Source organism: Sulfidibacter corallicola (assembly GCF_017498545.1).
GTDB classification, from domain to species: Bacteria; Acidobacteriota; Holophagae; order Acanthopleuribacterales; family Acanthopleuribacteraceae; genus Sulfidibacter; species Sulfidibacter corallicola.
The window spans coordinates 4,697,532-4,714,177 of the sequence record NZ_CP071793.1 but is presented as its reverse complement, the minus strand read 5'-3'; the positions used below and the strand labels follow the sequence as shown (position 1 = coordinate 4,714,177).

The 16,646-nt window shown below is 60.4% G+C and carries 9 protein-coding genes; 6 read left to right on the top strand and 3 right to left on the bottom strand.

Annotated elements, in window-relative coordinates:
- Positions 1-35 precede the first annotated feature (35 nt).
- Positions 36-1,910, top strand: coding sequence for a motility associated factor glycosyltransferase family protein (locus J3U87_RS13840; RefSeq protein WP_237383640.1), 1,875 nt, complete (start codon positions 36-38; stop codon positions 1,908-1,910).
- 80 nt (positions 1,911-1,990) lie between these two features.
- Here the strand turns inward: J3U87_RS13840 and J3U87_RS13835 are convergent, their stop codons facing one another.
- Positions 1,991-4,138 carry a PAS domain-containing hybrid sensor histidine kinase/response regulator gene (locus J3U87_RS13835; protein WP_237383639.1) on the bottom strand — a complete coding sequence of 716 codons (2,148 nt, stop codon included), beginning with the start codon at positions 4,136-4,138 and terminating at the stop codon, positions 1,991-1,993.
- Between the two features lie 36 nt (positions 4,139-4,174).
- Complete coding sequence (locus tag J3U87_RS13830; protein WP_237383638.1) at positions 4,175-5,263, bottom strand: hybrid sensor histidine kinase/response regulator; 1,089 nt, start codon at positions 5,261-5,263, stop codon at positions 4,175-4,177.
- 525 nt (positions 5,264-5,788) lie between these two features.
- On the opposite strand from J3U87_RS13830, the gene J3U87_RS13825 reads away from it, so the two are divergent.
- From J3U87_RS13825 to J3U87_RS13805, 5 genes are all read left to right on the top strand, one after another.
- Entirely contained in the window at positions 5,789-6,682 is an 894-nt protein-coding gene (locus tag J3U87_RS13825; protein WP_237383637.1) for a helix-hairpin-helix domain-containing protein, read from the top strand.
- Positions 6,683-6,746: 64 nt separating this feature from the next.
- Complete coding sequence (gene gloB / locus J3U87_RS13820) at positions 6,747-7,520, top strand: hydroxyacylglutathione hydrolase (protein ID WP_237383636.1); 774 nt, start codon at positions 6,747-6,749, stop codon at positions 7,518-7,520.
- Between the two features lie 300 nt (positions 7,521-7,820).
- Positions 7,821-10,253 (top strand): TolC family protein, encoded by a 2,433-nt coding sequence (locus tag J3U87_RS13815; RefSeq protein WP_237383635.1) that lies wholly within the window; start codon positions 7,821-7,823, stop codon positions 10,251-10,253.
- A gap of 143 nt (positions 10,254-10,396) precedes the next feature.
- Complete coding sequence (locus tag J3U87_RS13810) at positions 10,397-11,503, top strand: efflux RND transporter periplasmic adaptor subunit (RefSeq protein ID WP_237383634.1); 1,107 nt, start codon at positions 10,397-10,399, stop codon at positions 11,501-11,503.
- Positions 11,504-11,506: 3 nt separating this feature from the next.
- Positions 11,507-14,590, top strand: a complete 3,084-nt coding sequence (locus J3U87_RS13805; protein WP_237383633.1) for an efflux RND transporter permease subunit — start codon at positions 11,507-11,509, stop codon at positions 14,588-14,590.
- A gap of 1,353 nt (positions 14,591-15,943) precedes the next feature.
- On the opposite strand, the gene J3U87_RS13800 is transcribed toward J3U87_RS13805, so the two are convergent.
- Positions 15,944-16,612, bottom strand: a complete 669-nt coding sequence (locus J3U87_RS13800) for a protein phosphatase CheZ (RefSeq protein WP_237383632.1) — start codon at positions 16,610-16,612, stop codon at positions 15,944-15,946.
- Positions 16,613-16,646 lie beyond the last annotated feature (34 nt).

Genomic DNA, 16,646 nt, shown 5'->3' with positions numbered 1-16,646 from the left:
GAGTCAGGTAGAATGAGGGTCATTCGGAAGGAACCATGTCACGAGAAACCGAGCTGGAACGGCGAAACCACGAATTTCTGGCACACTACGATCCCGAGCTTTTGTCGGAATTGGCCGAAGTCGAGGACCGGGATACCGAGGCGTTGCGCCTGGTGCCCGCCCGCAAGGAAGGGCTGACCTTGGCCAGGGGGCCGCGCTTCGTCCACAGCAAGTACAATCCGCGCCGCGAGGCCGAGGGCCTGATTGCCAAGGCCGATGCACCGCCCCAGCGCCTGCACCTTCATTTCGGTTTCGGCCTGGGCCATTTGCTCGCGGCGGATCGCCCGCTCGAGGGGGGCACCCAGATCGTGTTCGAACCGGATCCGGAAATGATTCGTTGTGCCCTGAAACACCTGGACCTGTCCGAGGTATTGACCCCCCACGGCGCAAAGATCTGCTGCACCCTTGCCCGATTTCGACAGTTGCTCGGCCTGGGTCTCACTCGTTCCCGGCAGTTTCGAGTCTTGGCCAACCCCTACCATTTACAGACCTTTCCGGAGGCCTTCTCCGCCTTTCGCACCGAGCTGCGCGCCGAGTTGGAGGACCGCAAGGTCAAGGAAATCACGCTCGTCAAAACTTATCCGGCGGTCATGGAGAGTTCGCTCGGTTCCCTGTCCCATACCCTTTCCCTGCCCGGAGCCGATTGCATGATGGGCCGGTTGCGCGGGGTGCCGGCCGTCGTGCTTGCCGCGGGACCCTCGCTGGACGGGAACCTCGGCCTTTTGGTACCGAACCGGGACCGGGTCGCCATTTTCGCCTTGTCACGCGTGGTCATGGCGTTGGATCGCTGGTGCGTTCGACCGGATTTCCTGGTGCATACCGAGGCGAAGGATTACCGCAACCTGATCGAGGACGCCCACAACCTCGACCGCACCACCTTTCTTCTTTCCGATCAATGCCATCCCGGTTTCTTCGAAGGTCCGGGTCGCCATCGGCTGGTGTACCAGAACGAAAACAATTTGGTGACCGACTGGATGGTGTCCCGCTTTCCCGAACTGCGTAAGTTTCGGGCCGACAGCGGGGGATCGGTGGCGACGGAGGCTTTTTGCCTGGCGTTTTACATGGGCTGCAACCCGATCATCCTGGCCGGCCAGGATCTGGCGTTGCGCTCCGGCCGCACCTATGTGGGCTCCGAGCTCAATCGCAAATTCGCCTATGACGATCGCCACGGCCGCGAAGTGCCCGGCTTTTTCGGTCATCCCGCCCAAACCCTGATTCACTACACCACCTTCATTCACTGGTACCGCGAGGCGGTTCGGTTCTACGTGGGCCAGGACCCGGATCGCGTCTTCATCAACGCCACCGAGGGAGGGGCCGAATTGGAGGGGTTCCGCGCCATGAAACTGCGCGACGCCCTGAGCCGCTACGCCACGCGGGAGGTGGATGTGGCGCGTATCGTGGACCGTGCGGTGCGGGGTGCCGTTCCAACAATGAACAAGTCGAAGGTGGTCGCCCATGCGCGAGCCCAGATGGCCGAGCTGGAACCGGTTCGCAAGTTGTTCAGCGAGTTTCGGGTTTTTGCCGAGGATGCCGAGACCGATCTGGAAGCGCTCGATCACCAACGCCTGCTCGCCGTGGACGCCTTGGAAACGCGAATCGAGCGGATCAATTGGTACTGCCAGGCCTTTTTGCGGACTCTGGGTGACGCGACCCTGCTCAGTGGCTTCTGTCACGGGGCCGTGCGCTCGCTGGATCAAGTGGGGCGGACCGTGATGCAGCGCCCCGGCAGTGCCGACATCCACCGTTACCTGGCCGACCTTCGCGAAGAGTTCGAAGTACTGAAAAGTGCCTACGCCGATGCCGAGCGGGCGCTGGACAAGCTGACCGCACTGTTGGCGCGCTTCGTGGGCGACATGGGCGCCAAGAACTGAGCGATCCTTGCGAGCGGTGCCTGCGGGCACTGCCAAGCCATGCTCGCGCGCTCGCCTCCTACCTGGTGCCACGACCGAATTCAGGGGATCTGGCGGCGAACCCAGGTTTTCAACTGCAGCATTTCGAAGTTGTCGGCCAGCGATGCGACACGGCGGGCGATGTCCTGCCAATCTCCGCTCGGTTCTTCGCTCAGGCGGTTGGACCAGCGGATCAAGCCGGCCACGTCTCCGCTTTCGGCCAGCCGAATCAGGTCTTCCTGAAACGCTCGAGGTAACGTGTTCAGGTTTCCTACCTGACCTCCCGTTTCCCTCAGCGTGGCGGTGTTGGTCTCCCGCTGTTCGCAGATCGGGTCGAGGCCGAGTCGCTCGCACAGGATTTCCATGAGTTGCCCGCTCTGTACCGGCTTGGCCAAAAACCCGTCGAACTGGGCCTTGTGGGCTGCCTCGCGTGTGGATTCCCCGTCCTCGGCCGAGGTGGCGATCATGCATGCCTTCCCCAGCAGGTTGCCGGCCTTCAGTCGTTGCGCCGTTTCGAAACCGTTCATGCCCGGCATGCGGAGGTCCATGATAATCGCATCGACCGGGGTTTCCGAGACGGAGTTCACGCAGGCCTCGCCCGAATTGACGGGGATCACCTCGAAACCCAGGCTCCCCAAGATCTCCGACTGAAGCAGGAGATTGACTTGATCGTCGTCCACGACCAGAATCCTGCGCTTTGGGCCCCGATACCCGATGATTCGTTTGCTGGGTTTCCGCTCCGCGGGTGTTTCGTCGATGACGGGCGTCTCGATCTCGAACCACAGGCGACTGCCCTGTTCGGAGGGGGTCTCGAGGATCAACGCGCCGCCCATCAAGCCGACAAACCGTTTACAGATCGAAAATCCGAGATCGGCGCCTTCCGACATCAAATGGGCATCTTGGATTTGGCGGAATTTGCGGAAGAACTGAGATTGGGCTTCATCGTTAGGTTTCCCATCGACTTCGGCGATTTCGAAGCGGGTCCGTCCTGGCCGATAGGTGACCTGAAACGAAACACTGCCCTGATCCAGCCGATGAAGGGCGTTGCCGAGCAATTGGCGCAGCACGCGTTCCAGTTTGCGGGTATCCATGGAGACGCGGGACGGTAGGTTGTCGTCGTAGCGAGCTTGAAAACCCAGGCCTTTTTTTCTGGCTTTTTCGGCGAACCTATCGGCCGTTTTGTTGAGGAATTCCAAGGGGTTCACTTTATCGGGCGTCAATTTGATCAGGCCCGCTTCGATGTGGGTGTGGTCCATGATGTCGTTGAAGATGGTCAGCAGGTTTTGCCCGCATTGCTCGATCAAGTCCACGTGTTTCGCCTGCGAGGGCTCCTGGATGTCGCGCTTGAGAATCTGCGCACAACCCAGGATGCCGTTCAACGGGGTGCGTAGCTCGTGACTCATCTGCGACAGGAAGCTGATTTTTACCTGTTCCGCGATGCGCTGTTCCGAAACGTCCTTGAACATGATGCCCAGAAAGGGACCGGTCAGATGAAACGCGATCAAGCGAAAGTACAGATCCTTGCCGGACCGATCGGAAAACGTCGTCTCGAAGGTTTCGGTGGGTTCATTGTGGTGGAGCACCTGTTGAAAGTGCGGTTCCAGGTCACGGGCCGAAAGTTCGGGAATGCCCTCGCGCCAGGGGCGGCCTAGTTTGTTCGTGTAATCGCGGCCGGTGATGACCGTGGCCGCTCGATTTGCACGAACCAACAACATGCTGTCCAGGTTTTCCCGATCGGTGAGGCGAAAGAGGTAGAGCCCGACGGGCACACGATTGCACAGTGCGTCGAGCAGATCCCAGCCGGTGGACTCCAGATCGTCGTCGAGCGATGCCTGTCGCGCTTGCGGTGGGCGTAGCCGGCGGGCCTGATCGAGGCGGTGCCTGACGAATGCCGGGGCTTCGCCGGCGATCAGGGTTTCCACCGCACCGAGGTCGCGGGCCGCGGTCCCGCCGGCGATGTCGTCGGGTTTGGCCACGACCACGACCGGCACGTCGCGGATGGCCGCCTCGGCACAGAGCTGAGCCATCGGCTCGGCTTCCAAATCAGCTTCCACCACCAGCAACGCAGGTCGATCCGCCGGGTTGTCCGGTTTGGCGGCTCGGGCATCGAAGGCGCGTGGTTCCAGCGACATCGCGCGCAAAATCTCGTTCAGCTCGGGCATCGCGGCGAGTGCGCCCTCCGAAATCTTGGCCGTGGTTGGACGATTCATCGAAACCCCCGAAAGGTGACGGCGTGGTGAACGGGATCAACTCGATGCCGCGGCCGGGATCCACAGGAAAAAGGTGCAGCCGCCTTCGGGATTGTTGTGGACACCCACTTCGCCGTCGTGCAATTCGACCAGGGCCTTGACGATCGACAGGCCGAGTCCGGTGGATGGCTCCGAACCGGTGGGTTTGGCACTGAGGCGACAGAACTTGCCGAATACCTTTTGAAGATCCTTTTCGGTCAGGCCGGGGCCCTGATCGCGCACGGAAAAGTGGATTCGGTCGCCTTCGCGGCGCAACGTGATCACGATTTCGGTATCGCTGGGAGAAAATTTCAATGCGTTGGAGAGGTAATTCGCGATTGCTTCATAAAAACGAAGGGGATCGACCATGGCCAGGCAGGTCTTGTCGATCTCGAACGACATGCGTTGGTTTTTCGCCTTGGCCTGGCCCGCGAATTCCTGGCCTGCCACGCCGACCAGCTCGGCGATGTATTTGGGCTCGGTATTCAGGGCGAGGCCCGCGTTCTCCAGCTCCGCCGAACGCATCAGGCCGTCGATGATGCCGAACATCACCTTGGTGGACTGCTTGATGCGGTCGATGATCTCCCCGTCCTGGGTTCTCACCAGGTCCAGGTAGCCCGCGATGGCCTGCAGTGGATTCTTCAGATCGTGAACCGTGATGTTCAGAATCTGTCGCTTGTCCTCCAATGCCCGTTCCAGCTCCTGGCGTTTCTCTTCCAGGGATTGCTGCAGGTTGCGCAGACTGAGGTGGGTGTGGATGCGTACCAGCACCTCCCGTTGGCGAAACGGTTTGGTGATGTAATCCACCGCACCCACGTTGAACCCCTCCACGATGTGGTTGGATTCCGCCAGCGCACTGAGAAAGATGACCGGGATCGACTGGGTCGACTCGTGTTCCTTCAAGCGCCGGCAGGTGGCGAAGCCACCGATACCCGGCATCATGATGTCCAGGAGAATGAGATCGGGTTTGGTGCGAATGGCTTGCTCCAGCGCACTTTCCCCCGTTTGGGCCACGAGCACCTTGTATCCGGAATCCGTCAGGAGGTTGAACAAAACCTTCAAATTATGAGGATGATCGTCCACGACCAGAATGACCGCTTGAGTCAAAGAAACCCCCGTCAAAGGGTTGCGATTCGTTGTGAGAAGAGCGTGAACAAGTGTCTCACAGTCGCCGGACCCTGGCAACAGGCTGGGATGACAGGTCCTGGTCCGTTGATGGCTCGTGCTGTCCGGAATGGGGTTCGACGGTCGCAAGTGGACTTGAGAGCGACGAAATCGCGATCGAGACGCGCGGGCAATTGTTAAAATTGTGTTAGGTTATTTTGTTTCTCGGCTTCCCGGAGAGACCTTCGGCGAGCGGTTCGTTTGTTGACATACAAAGGGATTCCGGCCAATAAGGCTTTACAGTGTTTGGGTGCTTTGGCAGAATTGGTTAGCTCTTTGTTGCTTTTTTTCTGGTGTTTACTGCTTTTTTGGCGTGTCGTGACGCCGAACAGAAGGTGTACTCGCGGGGCGTCGGTCGGGCGGTTACCCATGGTGAACCGCCCCGGACAGTCACTCGCGCGTCAAAGCACTTCCCTTGAAATCCAAGACTGATAGAGGCCCTCGTGACATGGTGAAGGAGCACGATCGATGAAGAAATTGAATATCCGCGATGTAACCGGTGTCGGTCCTGCGACCGCGAAGGCGTTCGAAGCCATGGGCCTCACGACCGTCGAAGAACTGGCGGCCGCGGCTCCGGAGACCATCGCTTCGATTCGGGGCGTGGGCGCGGCCAAGGCCGAGCGAATGATCGCGTCGGCCAAGCAACTTTGTCAGGAGGGTTCCGAGGGTGCCGCCGTCGAGGCGGCCGAAGCACCGCCCGAAACGGCCGGTACGGCTGCGCCTGTCCAAGATCCGGCAACCGCCGCACCAACCACCGATGCTGCCGAAACCGTCGAAAGCCCGGCCGCGGTCGAACCAGCCGCGGAAGCCGTGTCGGAGCCTGAACCCAAAGCGGATCCACCCGAACCGGCGGCCGTAGCGCCGGAGCCTGAACCCAAAGCGGATCCGCCCGAACCGGCGGCCGTAGCGTGGGAGCCTGAACCCGAGCCACGAGACGAGGCCGTCGGCGAGGCGGCCCCCGAGCCGGAAGCCCCGCCCGTGGAAGTCCCGCCCGTGGAAGTCGCAGAGGAGGCGTTCGTGGCAAGCGGGCCAAAGAAACCCGCCAAAGCGAAAAAAGCCGCCAAAGTGGCCGATTCGCGCGAAAAAGCCGGGAAAAAGTCGAAAAAGGCCGACAAGGCCCCGGAAAAACCCAAGAAAAAGTCTGGCAAGGCATCGAAGGACGCCAAGAAGTCCAAGAAAAGCGAAACCGAAAAAGCCGCGGCCGATTCGAAATCGAAAAAGGACAAGGGCTCGGCCAAGTCCAAGGACGTGAAAAGTAAAGCCAAAGCCAAGCGGGCCAAGGAAAAGAAGGCCGACGCCAAAAAGGAAAAAGGCGGCGGGAAAAAAGATAAGAAAGGCGATCGCAAGAAAAAGAAAAAGTAGCTGAAACCGACAGTGGGCAATGGTAGGCTCGGAACAATTCCCGACCCCACACACGGAGCCTGCCATGGATGTCATACCCATTCCCTGTCTGCGCGACAATTACGCCTACTTGTTGATTTGTGAGCAGTCCGGCGAAGTCGCCGTGGTCGACCCCTCCGAAAGCGAGCCGGTCCTCGCGGAGCTTCGCCGTCGCGACCTGTCTTTGAACGCGATTCTCAATACCCACCATCATTGGGATCACGTGGGGGGCAACAAGGCCCTGCTCGCTACCTTTCCCGGTATCCAGGTTTTCGGGCACGCCAGCGACCGCGGCCGCATTCCCGGCCAGACCCACTTCCTCGAAGAGGGCGATACGGTCGCGTTTGGCGGGCAGCGAGGCTCGATCACCCACAATCCCGGTCACACCACTGGAGCGATCACCTACTATTTCGGCGATGCCGCCTTCACCGGTGACACCCTGTTTTCCGCGGGGTGCGGGCGCCTGTTCGAGGGAACCCCCGCCGATATGTATCGCTCCCTCAACGAAAAGATCGGCGGCCATCCGGACGAGACGCGCTTGTATTTTGGACACGAGTACACCGAAAGCAACTTGCGATTCGCGCTTACCGTGGAGCCGAACAACACCGCGGTCCAGGAACGTCTCGAGGAGGTTCGCGACTTGCGGGCCCGAGGCGAATGGACGACACCTTCGACCCTGGCTCGAGAATGGGCCGTCAACCCGTTCATGCGCTGTGACAGTGCGGAAATCATCGAAACGGTGCAACGCCACGAACCCGGCACGCCCGCCGAGCCGGTGGCCGTTCTGGCCGTGGTGCGTGGGCTCAAGGATCGGTTCTAGTCCGCGGGATGCTCCCACTTGCCGTGTTTCGCCGGTGATTCGCCTTTTTTGGGGATCTCGACCCTCCGCAACCGACGAGATCGACATCGTTCGAAGGGGCGCTCCCACATGCGGGACGCGGGCGATCGAAACCGGCTGGAGTCGACACCGACCGGTAAGTCAATCGGGCTGGAAACCGCAGGATTTGGATCGTCGAGCCCCGTTCGATCTCTCCCAGGGCGCATGACCGGTTTTCCGATCCTCGAGATCCGCTGCCGGCGAACCCGTTTTCGAATTTCGACATGTTGAGGATGATTCACTATGCAACGTTCGGCCTCATTGCTAAAGATTTTGTTATTGGTCTCGATCCTCGTCGTTTCGGGTCCGCTGGCGGCCTGGCAGGCCGCGGTTGCGCCCAACGAGGGATCGCAGCGCGAGAAGAAGCCCCTGACCGTCGGTATCGTCACCGACGGCGATCGACGGGCCCTTCCCGTGGAGCGACAATTCATGCCGCTGTTGGTGGAAGAGACCACCAATCTGCTGGAACGCGAATACGATGTGCGGTTCCCCGAATCCAAAATATTGCGATCGAACTGGTCGGTGCCCGAGATTCGACGCAACTTCCAGGCTCTGTTGAATGATCCCGACGTGGACGTGGTGGTCTGTATGGGCGTGTTGGCGACCCTGGAGGCCTGCACCAACGGGCCCTACGACAAACCGGTGTTCGGTCCCTTCGGTATCGACAGCAGTTTGCCGGGCGTGCCCTTCAAGGGGGGTTCGAGTGGCGTGAAGAACTTGAACTACCTGATCACGCCGGGCAATCTTCGCCAGGATGCGCGTGTCATTCGCACGATGAAATCGGTCAAGAGGGTGCATTTGGTCGCGGATCAACTGTTCGCCCAAATCATTCCGGGCCTGACGAAGCACGTCTCCGACAGTTTCGCCGCCGAGGGCATGGACATCCAGCTCGTGAACGCTTCGGACAACGCCGAGCAGGTGCTGGCCCAGTTGCCGCCCACCACCGAGTTCGTGTACCTGGCGCCGTTGCTGCGGTTTTCCGACGAGGAGCGGGACGCGCTCTATCAGCAACTCATCCGGCGTGGCCTGCCCAGCTTTTCGCTGTTGGGTCGCAAGGAGGTGGAACGCGGAGTCCTGGCCGGGACGGCGGCCGCATCCGATTACCTGCGCTGGTATCGGCGCCTGGCGCTCAACATCCAGCGTGCCCTGATGGGCGAGGACCCGGGCACCTTTTCGGTGATCGTCCACGAGAAGAGCAGGCTGACGCTGAACATGGGCACCGCGCGGGAAATCGGCTGGTATCCTTCCTGGGAATTGCAGAACAGCGCCGAACTCGTCAACGAGGAGCCACGGGCCGTCGACCGTCGCCTGACCATGAAGGACGTGGTGTTGACCGCGATCGATCGCAACCCGCAGATCAAGGCGTTGGAGGCCCAGGTGGAAGCGACGCGCCAGGCCGTGAACCAGGTTCGCGCCAATCGCCTGCCGCAGCTCGATGCCTCCGTGACCGGGCTTCAGGTGGACGACAACACCGCGGCCTCCAGTTTCGGGGCTCAGCCCGAAAAACAGACGACCGGTTCGGTGTCGCTGTCCCAGGTGCTGTTTTCCGAGGAAATCAATTCGGCCGTTCGCGCTCAGGAACTGAACCTGATCGCCAGTCAAAGCGAACTGGAGAGCGTCAAACTCGACTTGGCGGAAGTTGCCGCGAACCGATTTCTCAATTTCCTCAAGGCCCGCACCCTGTACCACATCCAAAAAGACAACCTGTCGCGCAGCATGTCGCATCTCGAAACGTCACAGACGCGGCGCAACATCGGGATCGGCAACCCTTCGGAAGTCTACCGTTGGGAGAGCCAGGTGGCCCGAGACAAACAAACCGCGATCGAGTCACAGGCCCAGATGCACGCCGCCCTCTACGCGCTCAACCAGGTGATGAACGAACCCGCGCAGGAGCTGCTGCTGGACGCGGTCGAGCCGAACCTGATGGATCCGGAAATGATCACGGGGCATGGCCGGTTACAACCGTACGTGGCCAACGCGCTCGCCTTCGAGAAGTTCCGGGCCTTCATGGTGGAAGTGGGTTTGAAGAACGCGCCCGAACTCGCTCGATTGGATGCGTTGATCGAGGCCAAGCGGCGCCTGGTCGTGGCGGACAAACGGGCCTACTATCTGCCGACCGTCGCCCTTCAAGGCAAATACGATTACGAGTTCGACCGAAGCGGGGCCGGAACCACGGGACTGGCCTTTCCGGGTACCGATTTGCCGGAACGCGAGGACGACGGTTGGAACGTGGCGTTGAACGTGTCGCTGCCCTTGTTCCAGGGCGGGGCCCGCAAAGCGACTCTCAAACGCGATACCTACGAGCAACTTCAGCTCGAGATGACGCGTGAATCGGCGGCCCAAAACATCGAGCTGGACATTCGCGCTTCGCTTCGCCAGGTCGGCGCGGCCGCGGCGGCGATCGATCTCAGCCGCGCCGCCGCCGATGCCGCGCGGAAGAACATGGAGCTGATCGACGACTCCTATCGCAAGGGCGTGGCCTCGGCGCTCGATGTGTTGGATGCGCAAAACGCGGCGTTGGTCGCCGATCAGAGCGCCGCCAATTCGCTCTACGATTTCATGCTCGACCTGATCGCCTTTCAGCGGGCCGCCGCCAACATGGACTTCTTCATGAGTAGCGCCGAGCGCGACGCCTTCTTCGAACGGTTGAAGACCTTCTACGAGGCGCACCGATGAGCCGCGTCGCCAGTCGCTCCTGCGTTTCGCGACGGCCCCGCGCGGCTCATGCCCCGGTTTGGCGCCCGCGATCGTTCGGCCGCACGCGCCGAGCGCTCGAACCCGAATCACCCAACAAACGACGTCATTGGTTTGGAGGCTTTATGTACGCACGCCCCACGGTTTTGGCGGTTTTGACCGCATGGCTCCTGCTGTGTGCCGCCTGTAGCGAAAAACCGGTTCAGAGCGAAGAAAAACTGATTCGTCCCGTGCGGGTCGCGCCCGTGACCCTCACGGGCGGAAAACGCCTGCGCACGTTTTCCGGCACCGCCCGCGCCGGGGTCGAATCGAAACTCAGTTTTCGGATTGCCGGTTCGGTCATGCAATTTACCTTGAACCTGGGCGATCGCGTCCAGAAAGATCAGGTCATCGCGCGATTGGATCCCAAGGATTACGAGCTGCAGGTCCAGGAGGCCGAGGCCGGTCTGGCACAGGCCATCGCCCAGGCGCGCAACGCTTCGGCCAATTACGAGCGGATTCGCGGGCTCTACGAAAACAACAACGTCTCCATCAACGATTTGGACGCGGCTCGCACGCAAATGGAATCCGCCAACGCACAGGTGGTCTCCATTCGCAAACGGTTGGAACTGGCCAACTCGCAGCTCACCTACACCACCCTGCACGCACCCTTGGCCGGGTACATCGCCCAGATCCTGGTGGAGGAGAACGAGAACGTCAACGCCGGCACGCCGGTCGCGGTGCTCAACGCCGGATCGCACCCCGAGGTCACCTTTGCGGTGCCGGAGCAGCTCATCGCCAAGATCAAGGTCGGTGCCCAGGCCAAGGTTCGCTTCGATTCGTTGGGCACTCAAGAGTTCAACGGTACCGTGACGGAGGTGGGCGTGGCCACCGCCCAACTGGCCACCACCTATCCGGTGGTCGTGCGCTTGGGTGAGACGCCCAGCGAGATCCGTCCCGGCATGGCGGCCGAGGTCAGCCTGATTCTCGGCGAGACCGAGGACCATGCGCGCTTGTTCGTCAAGCCGATTGCGGTCGTCGAAGACCGCACCGAACGTTTCGTCTTCGTCGCCACGCCCCAGGCCGAGGATATCGCCACCGTCACCCGTCGCGCGGTGGAGACCGGCGCGCTCACCGAGGACGGGTTGGAGATCCTCTCGGGATTGGAGGAAGGCGAGCTTCTGATCACGGCGGGCATTCGTTTCCTGAAGGAAGGCATGGAGGTTCGCATCCCTGCCGCCGGAAAGGAGTAGGTCTTGAACATCACCCGTACCGCCATCGAAAAGAACCGCATCACCCTGGTGTTTCTGAGTCTGATTCTGATCAGCGGTTTGCTGGCCTACAAAAAGATGCCGCGTTCCCAGGATCCGGGCTTCATCGTGCGCACCGCGCTCGTGCAAACCTACTTCCCGGGCGCCAGTCCGGAGCGCGTGGAGAAACTGGTCACCGATCGGCTGGAAAAGGCCATTCAGGAGATGCCCGAGCTGGATTCGGTGGTCAGCCAGTCCAAGACCGGTGTGTCGATTCTCTACGTGAACATCAAGGAGAGCTACAAGGACATGCGTCCCATCTGGGACAGCCTGCGCCGCAAGGTCGAGCGCGAGACGCCGGACTTGCCGGACGGCGTCGTCGGTCCCTTCGTCAACGACGAGTTCGGCGACATTTTCGGCACCATCGTCTCGATCACCGGCGACGGCTTCTCGTTCGCGGAGCTGAAGGAGATCGCCGATACGGTGCGCGACGAGATCCTGATGCTGGAAAACGTGGCCAAGGTCGATATCATCGGCGATCAGGAAGAGCGCGTCTTTCTGGAGTACAACAACGCGCGCCTGGCCGAGTTGGGCATTTCGCCCACGCAACTCCAGCAGATTCTCTCCGCCCAGAACATTCTCATCTCGGGTGGCTCCCTGCGCGTGGAGGACGAGCGGATCTACCTGGAACCCACCGGCAACTACGAAACCGTGACCGATATCGAAGAGACCATCATCAACCTCCCCGGCCGCGAGGAAACGGTCTATCTCAAGGATTTGCTGCACGTCTATCGCGACTACATCGACCCGCCCCAGCGCCAGGCCTATTCCTCCGGAGAACCCTGCCTGATCCTGGCGATTTCCATGCGCGAGGGCGGCAACATCATCGACCTCGGCAAGGAGGTCAAGACGGAGATCAAGCGCCTGAAGGGGATCTATCCCATCGGCATCGAGTTCGACATCGTTTCGTTCGAACCGGATGCCGTCGCCGAGGTCATCGCCAACTTCACCGGCAATCTCGGGCAGAGTGTGCTGGTTGTCATGATTTCCATGATTCTGTTTCTGGGATTTCGCACCGGATTGATCGTGGCCTCGTTGATTCCGTCCACCATTCTGACGACCTTTCTGGTGATGGGCGCCTTCGACATCGGTTTGGATCAGATCTCGCTGGCCGCGCTGATCATCTCGCTGGGGCTGTTGGTGGACAACGCCATCGTCATGGCCGAGTCGATCATGGTCAACATGGCCGAAGGTCAGAAGCCGATCGAGGCCGCGGTGGCTTCTTCCATGGAACTCAAGATCCCGCTGCTGACGTCGTCCTTGACCACCTCGGCGGCCTTTCTGCCGATCTTCCTGGCCAAATCGGCGACCGGCGAATACACCGCCAGCCTGTTCAAGGTGGTCACCATTTCGCTGCTGTGTTCCTGGATTCTGGCGCTCACCCTGATTCCGTTGCTCTGCGTGCTGTTCCTGAAAGTGAAGCCCCGGGATACCGAGGAAGGCTACGACACCAAGTTCTACCAGCAGTACCGCAACCTCCTGCTGTTCGGCCTGCGCAACCGCGTGCTGAGCATCGCCCTGATTCTGGGCACCTTCTACCTGGCCCTCCAGGGCTTCAAATTCATCCCCCAGAGCTTCTTCCCGGATTCGGACGAGCGCAAGTTCACCGTCGAGATCGAACGCTCCACGGGCACCGCCATCGAAGAAACCAGCCGCATGGTGCGCCGCGTGGATCAATGGATGGGCGAGAACCTGACGCAAAACGAGACGCGTTCGGGGATCACCAACTGGTCCTCGTACGTGGGTGAGGGTGCCCCGCGCTTCAATCTCTCCTATGCACCGGATCCGCCGACACCGGGCCTGGCCTTCATGTTGGTCAACGTGGACGACTACCGCGTGATCGACGACCTGGCCAACCAACTGAGAGGGTTCGTGCGCGAGCACTTCCCCGACGCCAAGATCACCGCCAAGGCCTTGCCCAAGGGGCCGGTCATCGAGAACCCGATCGAAATCCGGCTCTCGGGTCGGGACAACGACGAGCTCTACGGATTGGTGGATCGCGTCAAGGCCAAGCTGCGCGAAACCCCGGGGACCTTCAACATCGACGACAACTGGGGCCTCAAGACCAAGAAACTGATCGTACACGTCAACCAGGCCCGCGCCCGCCGTGCCGGACTCAGCAGCCAGGACATCGCGGTTTCGCTACAGACCGTGTTCACCGGACTGGAAACGACCCAGTATCGCGAAGACGACAAGACGATTCCGATCGTGTTGCGGTCGGTGGCCGCCGACCGCCAGGACCTGAGCAAGTTGGAGCAGTTGTCGGTCTACTCGTTGGCTTCGGGTCAATCGGTGCCCCTGCGGCAGATCGCCGACATCGAGGTCGTCTGGGAACCGCCGGTCATTCGCCGTTACAACCGTTTGCGCACCATTACCGTGTCCTGCAAGCTGGAGAAGGACATGCCCGCCGCCAATGTGGAGAGCCTGTTGATTCCCTGGCTGGCGGAATACAGCCGATCCTGGCCGCCCGGGTACCGCTGGGAGCTTGGCGGGGAGTACGAAACTTCCGGCGAATCCAACAAGAGCATCGCCGACCAGCTCCCCATCGCGGCGATGATCATTCTCCTGTTGTTGGTCAGCCAATTCAATTCGGTGCGCCGTCCGATCATCATCCTGATGACGCTGCCGCTGGGCATCATCGGGGTCGTGATCGGCATGCTGGTGACCGGTGCCTCGTTGGGTTTCATGGCCTTTCTCGGCATCATTTCGCTTTCCGGCATCGTCATCAACAACGCGATCGTGTTGATCGATCGGATTCGGTTGGAGATCGAGGAGAACGGGCATTCCCCAAGCCGGGCGGTGATCGAATCGGCCCAGCGCCGGTTGCGGCCGATTCTCTTGACGACGGTGACCACCTTGGCCGGCCTGTTGCCGCTCTGGTACGGCGGTGGACCCATGTTCGAACCGATGGCGATCACGATCATTTTCGGATTGATGTTCGCGACGGTGCTGACGTTGGGGGTGGTCCCGCTGCTCTACTCGATGTTCTTCGGGGTGAGCTTCAAGACCTTCGACTACCACGACAACTGATGTTCGAACGAGCGACCCCGCAGGGGTCGCTCGTTCCTACCCGTCGCGGAGTGCCCGCAGGTGTGTAAGCGGCGCGAAGCCTGCAGGTTGGGCCGCCGGCCCGACGCGTCGAAGCAACCCAGGCAGCCCTGGCAACAAACGCCAAAGAGCGAAGCCCACCCATCTCCCCCGCTCGAAGTGACCAGCTTTCGGAGTCCCCGCATGCGGAGAGAGGCGTCGAGGCTGTAGGTTGGGCCGCCGGCCCGACGCGTCGAAATAACCCAAGCAGGCCCGGCAACGAACGCCAAAGAGCGAAGCGCACTCATCTTCCCCGTTCGAAGTGACCAGCTTTCGGAGTGCCCGCGTGCGGAGAGAGGCGTCGAGGCTGTAGGTTGGGCCGCTGGCCCGACGCGTCGAAGTAACCCAAGCAGACCCGGCAACGAACGCCAAAGAGCGAAGCGCACTCATCTTCCCGATCGCACCCGCTCGAAGTGACCAGCTTTCGGAGTGCCCGCGTGCGGAGAGAGGCGTCGTGCCTGTAGGTGGAGCAGCCTGCTCCACCAATCGAAGCAACCCCAGCAGCTTCAGCAACAAAGGCCAAAGGGCGAAGCCCACCATTCGCCCAGCTTGCGCTTGCCTGAAATGGCCAGCTTTCGGAATGCGGGAACGCCGAAGGCCGATCACTTCGCTTGAAGGCAATACGGGGAGGAATGCGCTCCGCTCTTTGACGTAACTCTCTTCCGTTTCAAAGGTTGCTTCGATATGTCGGGCTGGCAGCCCAACCTACTGCGACGACATCTCTCTCGGAATGCGGGAACGCCGAAGGCTGATCACTTGGCTTGAAGGCAATACGGGGAGGAATGCGCTTCGCTCTTTGACGTAACTCTCTTCCGTTTCAAACGTTGCTTCGAAATGTCGGGCTGGCAGCCCAACCTACTGCGACGACATCTCTCTCGGAATGCGGGAACGCCGAAGGCCGATCACTTCGCTTGAAGGCAATACGGGGAGGAATGCGCTTCGCTCTTTGACGTAACTCTCTTCCGTTTCAAAGGTTGCTTCGATATGTCGGGCTGGCAGCCCAACCTACTGCGACGACATCTCTCTCGGAATGCGGGAACGCCGAAGGCCGATCACTTGGCTTGAAGGCAATACGGGGAGGAACGCGCTTCGCTCTTTGACGTAACTCTCTTCCGTTTCAAAGGTTGCTTCGATATGTCGGGCTGGCAGCCCAACCTACTGCGACGACGTATCTCTGTGCATGCGGGAACGCCGAAGGCCGATCACTTCGCTTGGGAGCGCTTCGCTCTTAGGGGGATGCCGCGGGCGTAGCTTCGACGTCACTCTCGGACATGCGGGAACTCTGGAACCGGATGCTCAGATGCCGAATTCCGCGAGAAGCTGGTCCACCAGACCCTGCTTGTTGGAGGTATCGAACTCCTCGTCGTGCAGGTTCTTGAGGATTTCCACGTTCTCGTTCTTGTTCTCTCTGCCTTCCTTGATCTTGAAAATGATCAGCAGATCGATCAACCGTTCCTCGATGCCCTCCAGGCAGCTCATGATGCTCATGATCTTCTGTTGGGTCACGTCCTGGAATTCCATGGCGTTGATGATGTCGTAGGCCGACTTTTCCAGCGCCGTGTTGTTGTTGCTCAGCTTTTCGGTCAATTCCGAACGGCCGGCCTCGTCACTGATCTGTTTGAGCTGGTCGACCATCTCGCGATTCTGGGAGAGCCGCGCCAAGATGTCGTCGGCCTTGTCCAAAACCAGGATGGTGGCCTTTTCGGTGTGGTCGATGACCGCCTGGACCTCCGACATGGCGCGCGGCGTGTCTTCCACGTTGGCGCCCAGACTCTTGTCCAATTTGCGGAGGTTTTTCAGCGTGTGATTGAGATAGTAGGCAAGCTCACCGATCATCCCACTGGCTTTGACATCCAGATCCTGGTGCCACTTACCCTCGGTAATGTTCTTGACCGTGGATACGATACTTTTGAGATGCGGATCAAGATCCGGTGCACTTTGATTGTTCTGATCGTTTTTTGCCATAAATACTTCGTCAAGTTCCGAGATTTGTTACATG

Excerpts from the sequence above, each read along its gene's own strand:
- J3U87_RS13840 (WP_237383640.1), top strand. The coding sequence starts at position 36 with ATGTCACGAGAAACCGAGCTGGAACGGCGAAACCACGAATTTCTGGCA.
- J3U87_RS13835 (WP_237383639.1), bottom strand. The coding sequence starts at position 4,138 with ATGAATCGTCCAACCACGGCCAAGATTTCGGAGGGCGCACTCGCCGCG.
- J3U87_RS13825 (WP_237383637.1), top strand. The coding sequence starts at position 5,789 with ATGAAGAAATTGAATATCCGCGATGTAACCGGTGTCGGTCCTGCGACC.
- gloB (WP_237383636.1), top strand. The coding sequence starts at position 6,747 with ATGGATGTCATACCCATTCCCTGTCTGCGCGACAATTACGCCTACTTG.
- J3U87_RS13815 (WP_237383635.1), top strand. The coding sequence starts at position 7,821 with ATGCAACGTTCGGCCTCATTGCTAAAGATTTTGTTATTGGTCTCGATC.
- J3U87_RS13810 (WP_237383634.1), top strand. The coding sequence starts at position 10,397 with ATGTACGCACGCCCCACGGTTTTGGCGGTTTTGACCGCATGGCTCCTG.
- J3U87_RS13800 (WP_237383632.1), bottom strand. The coding sequence starts at position 16,612 with ATGGCAAAAAACGATCAGAACAATCAAAGTGCACCGGATCTTGATCCG.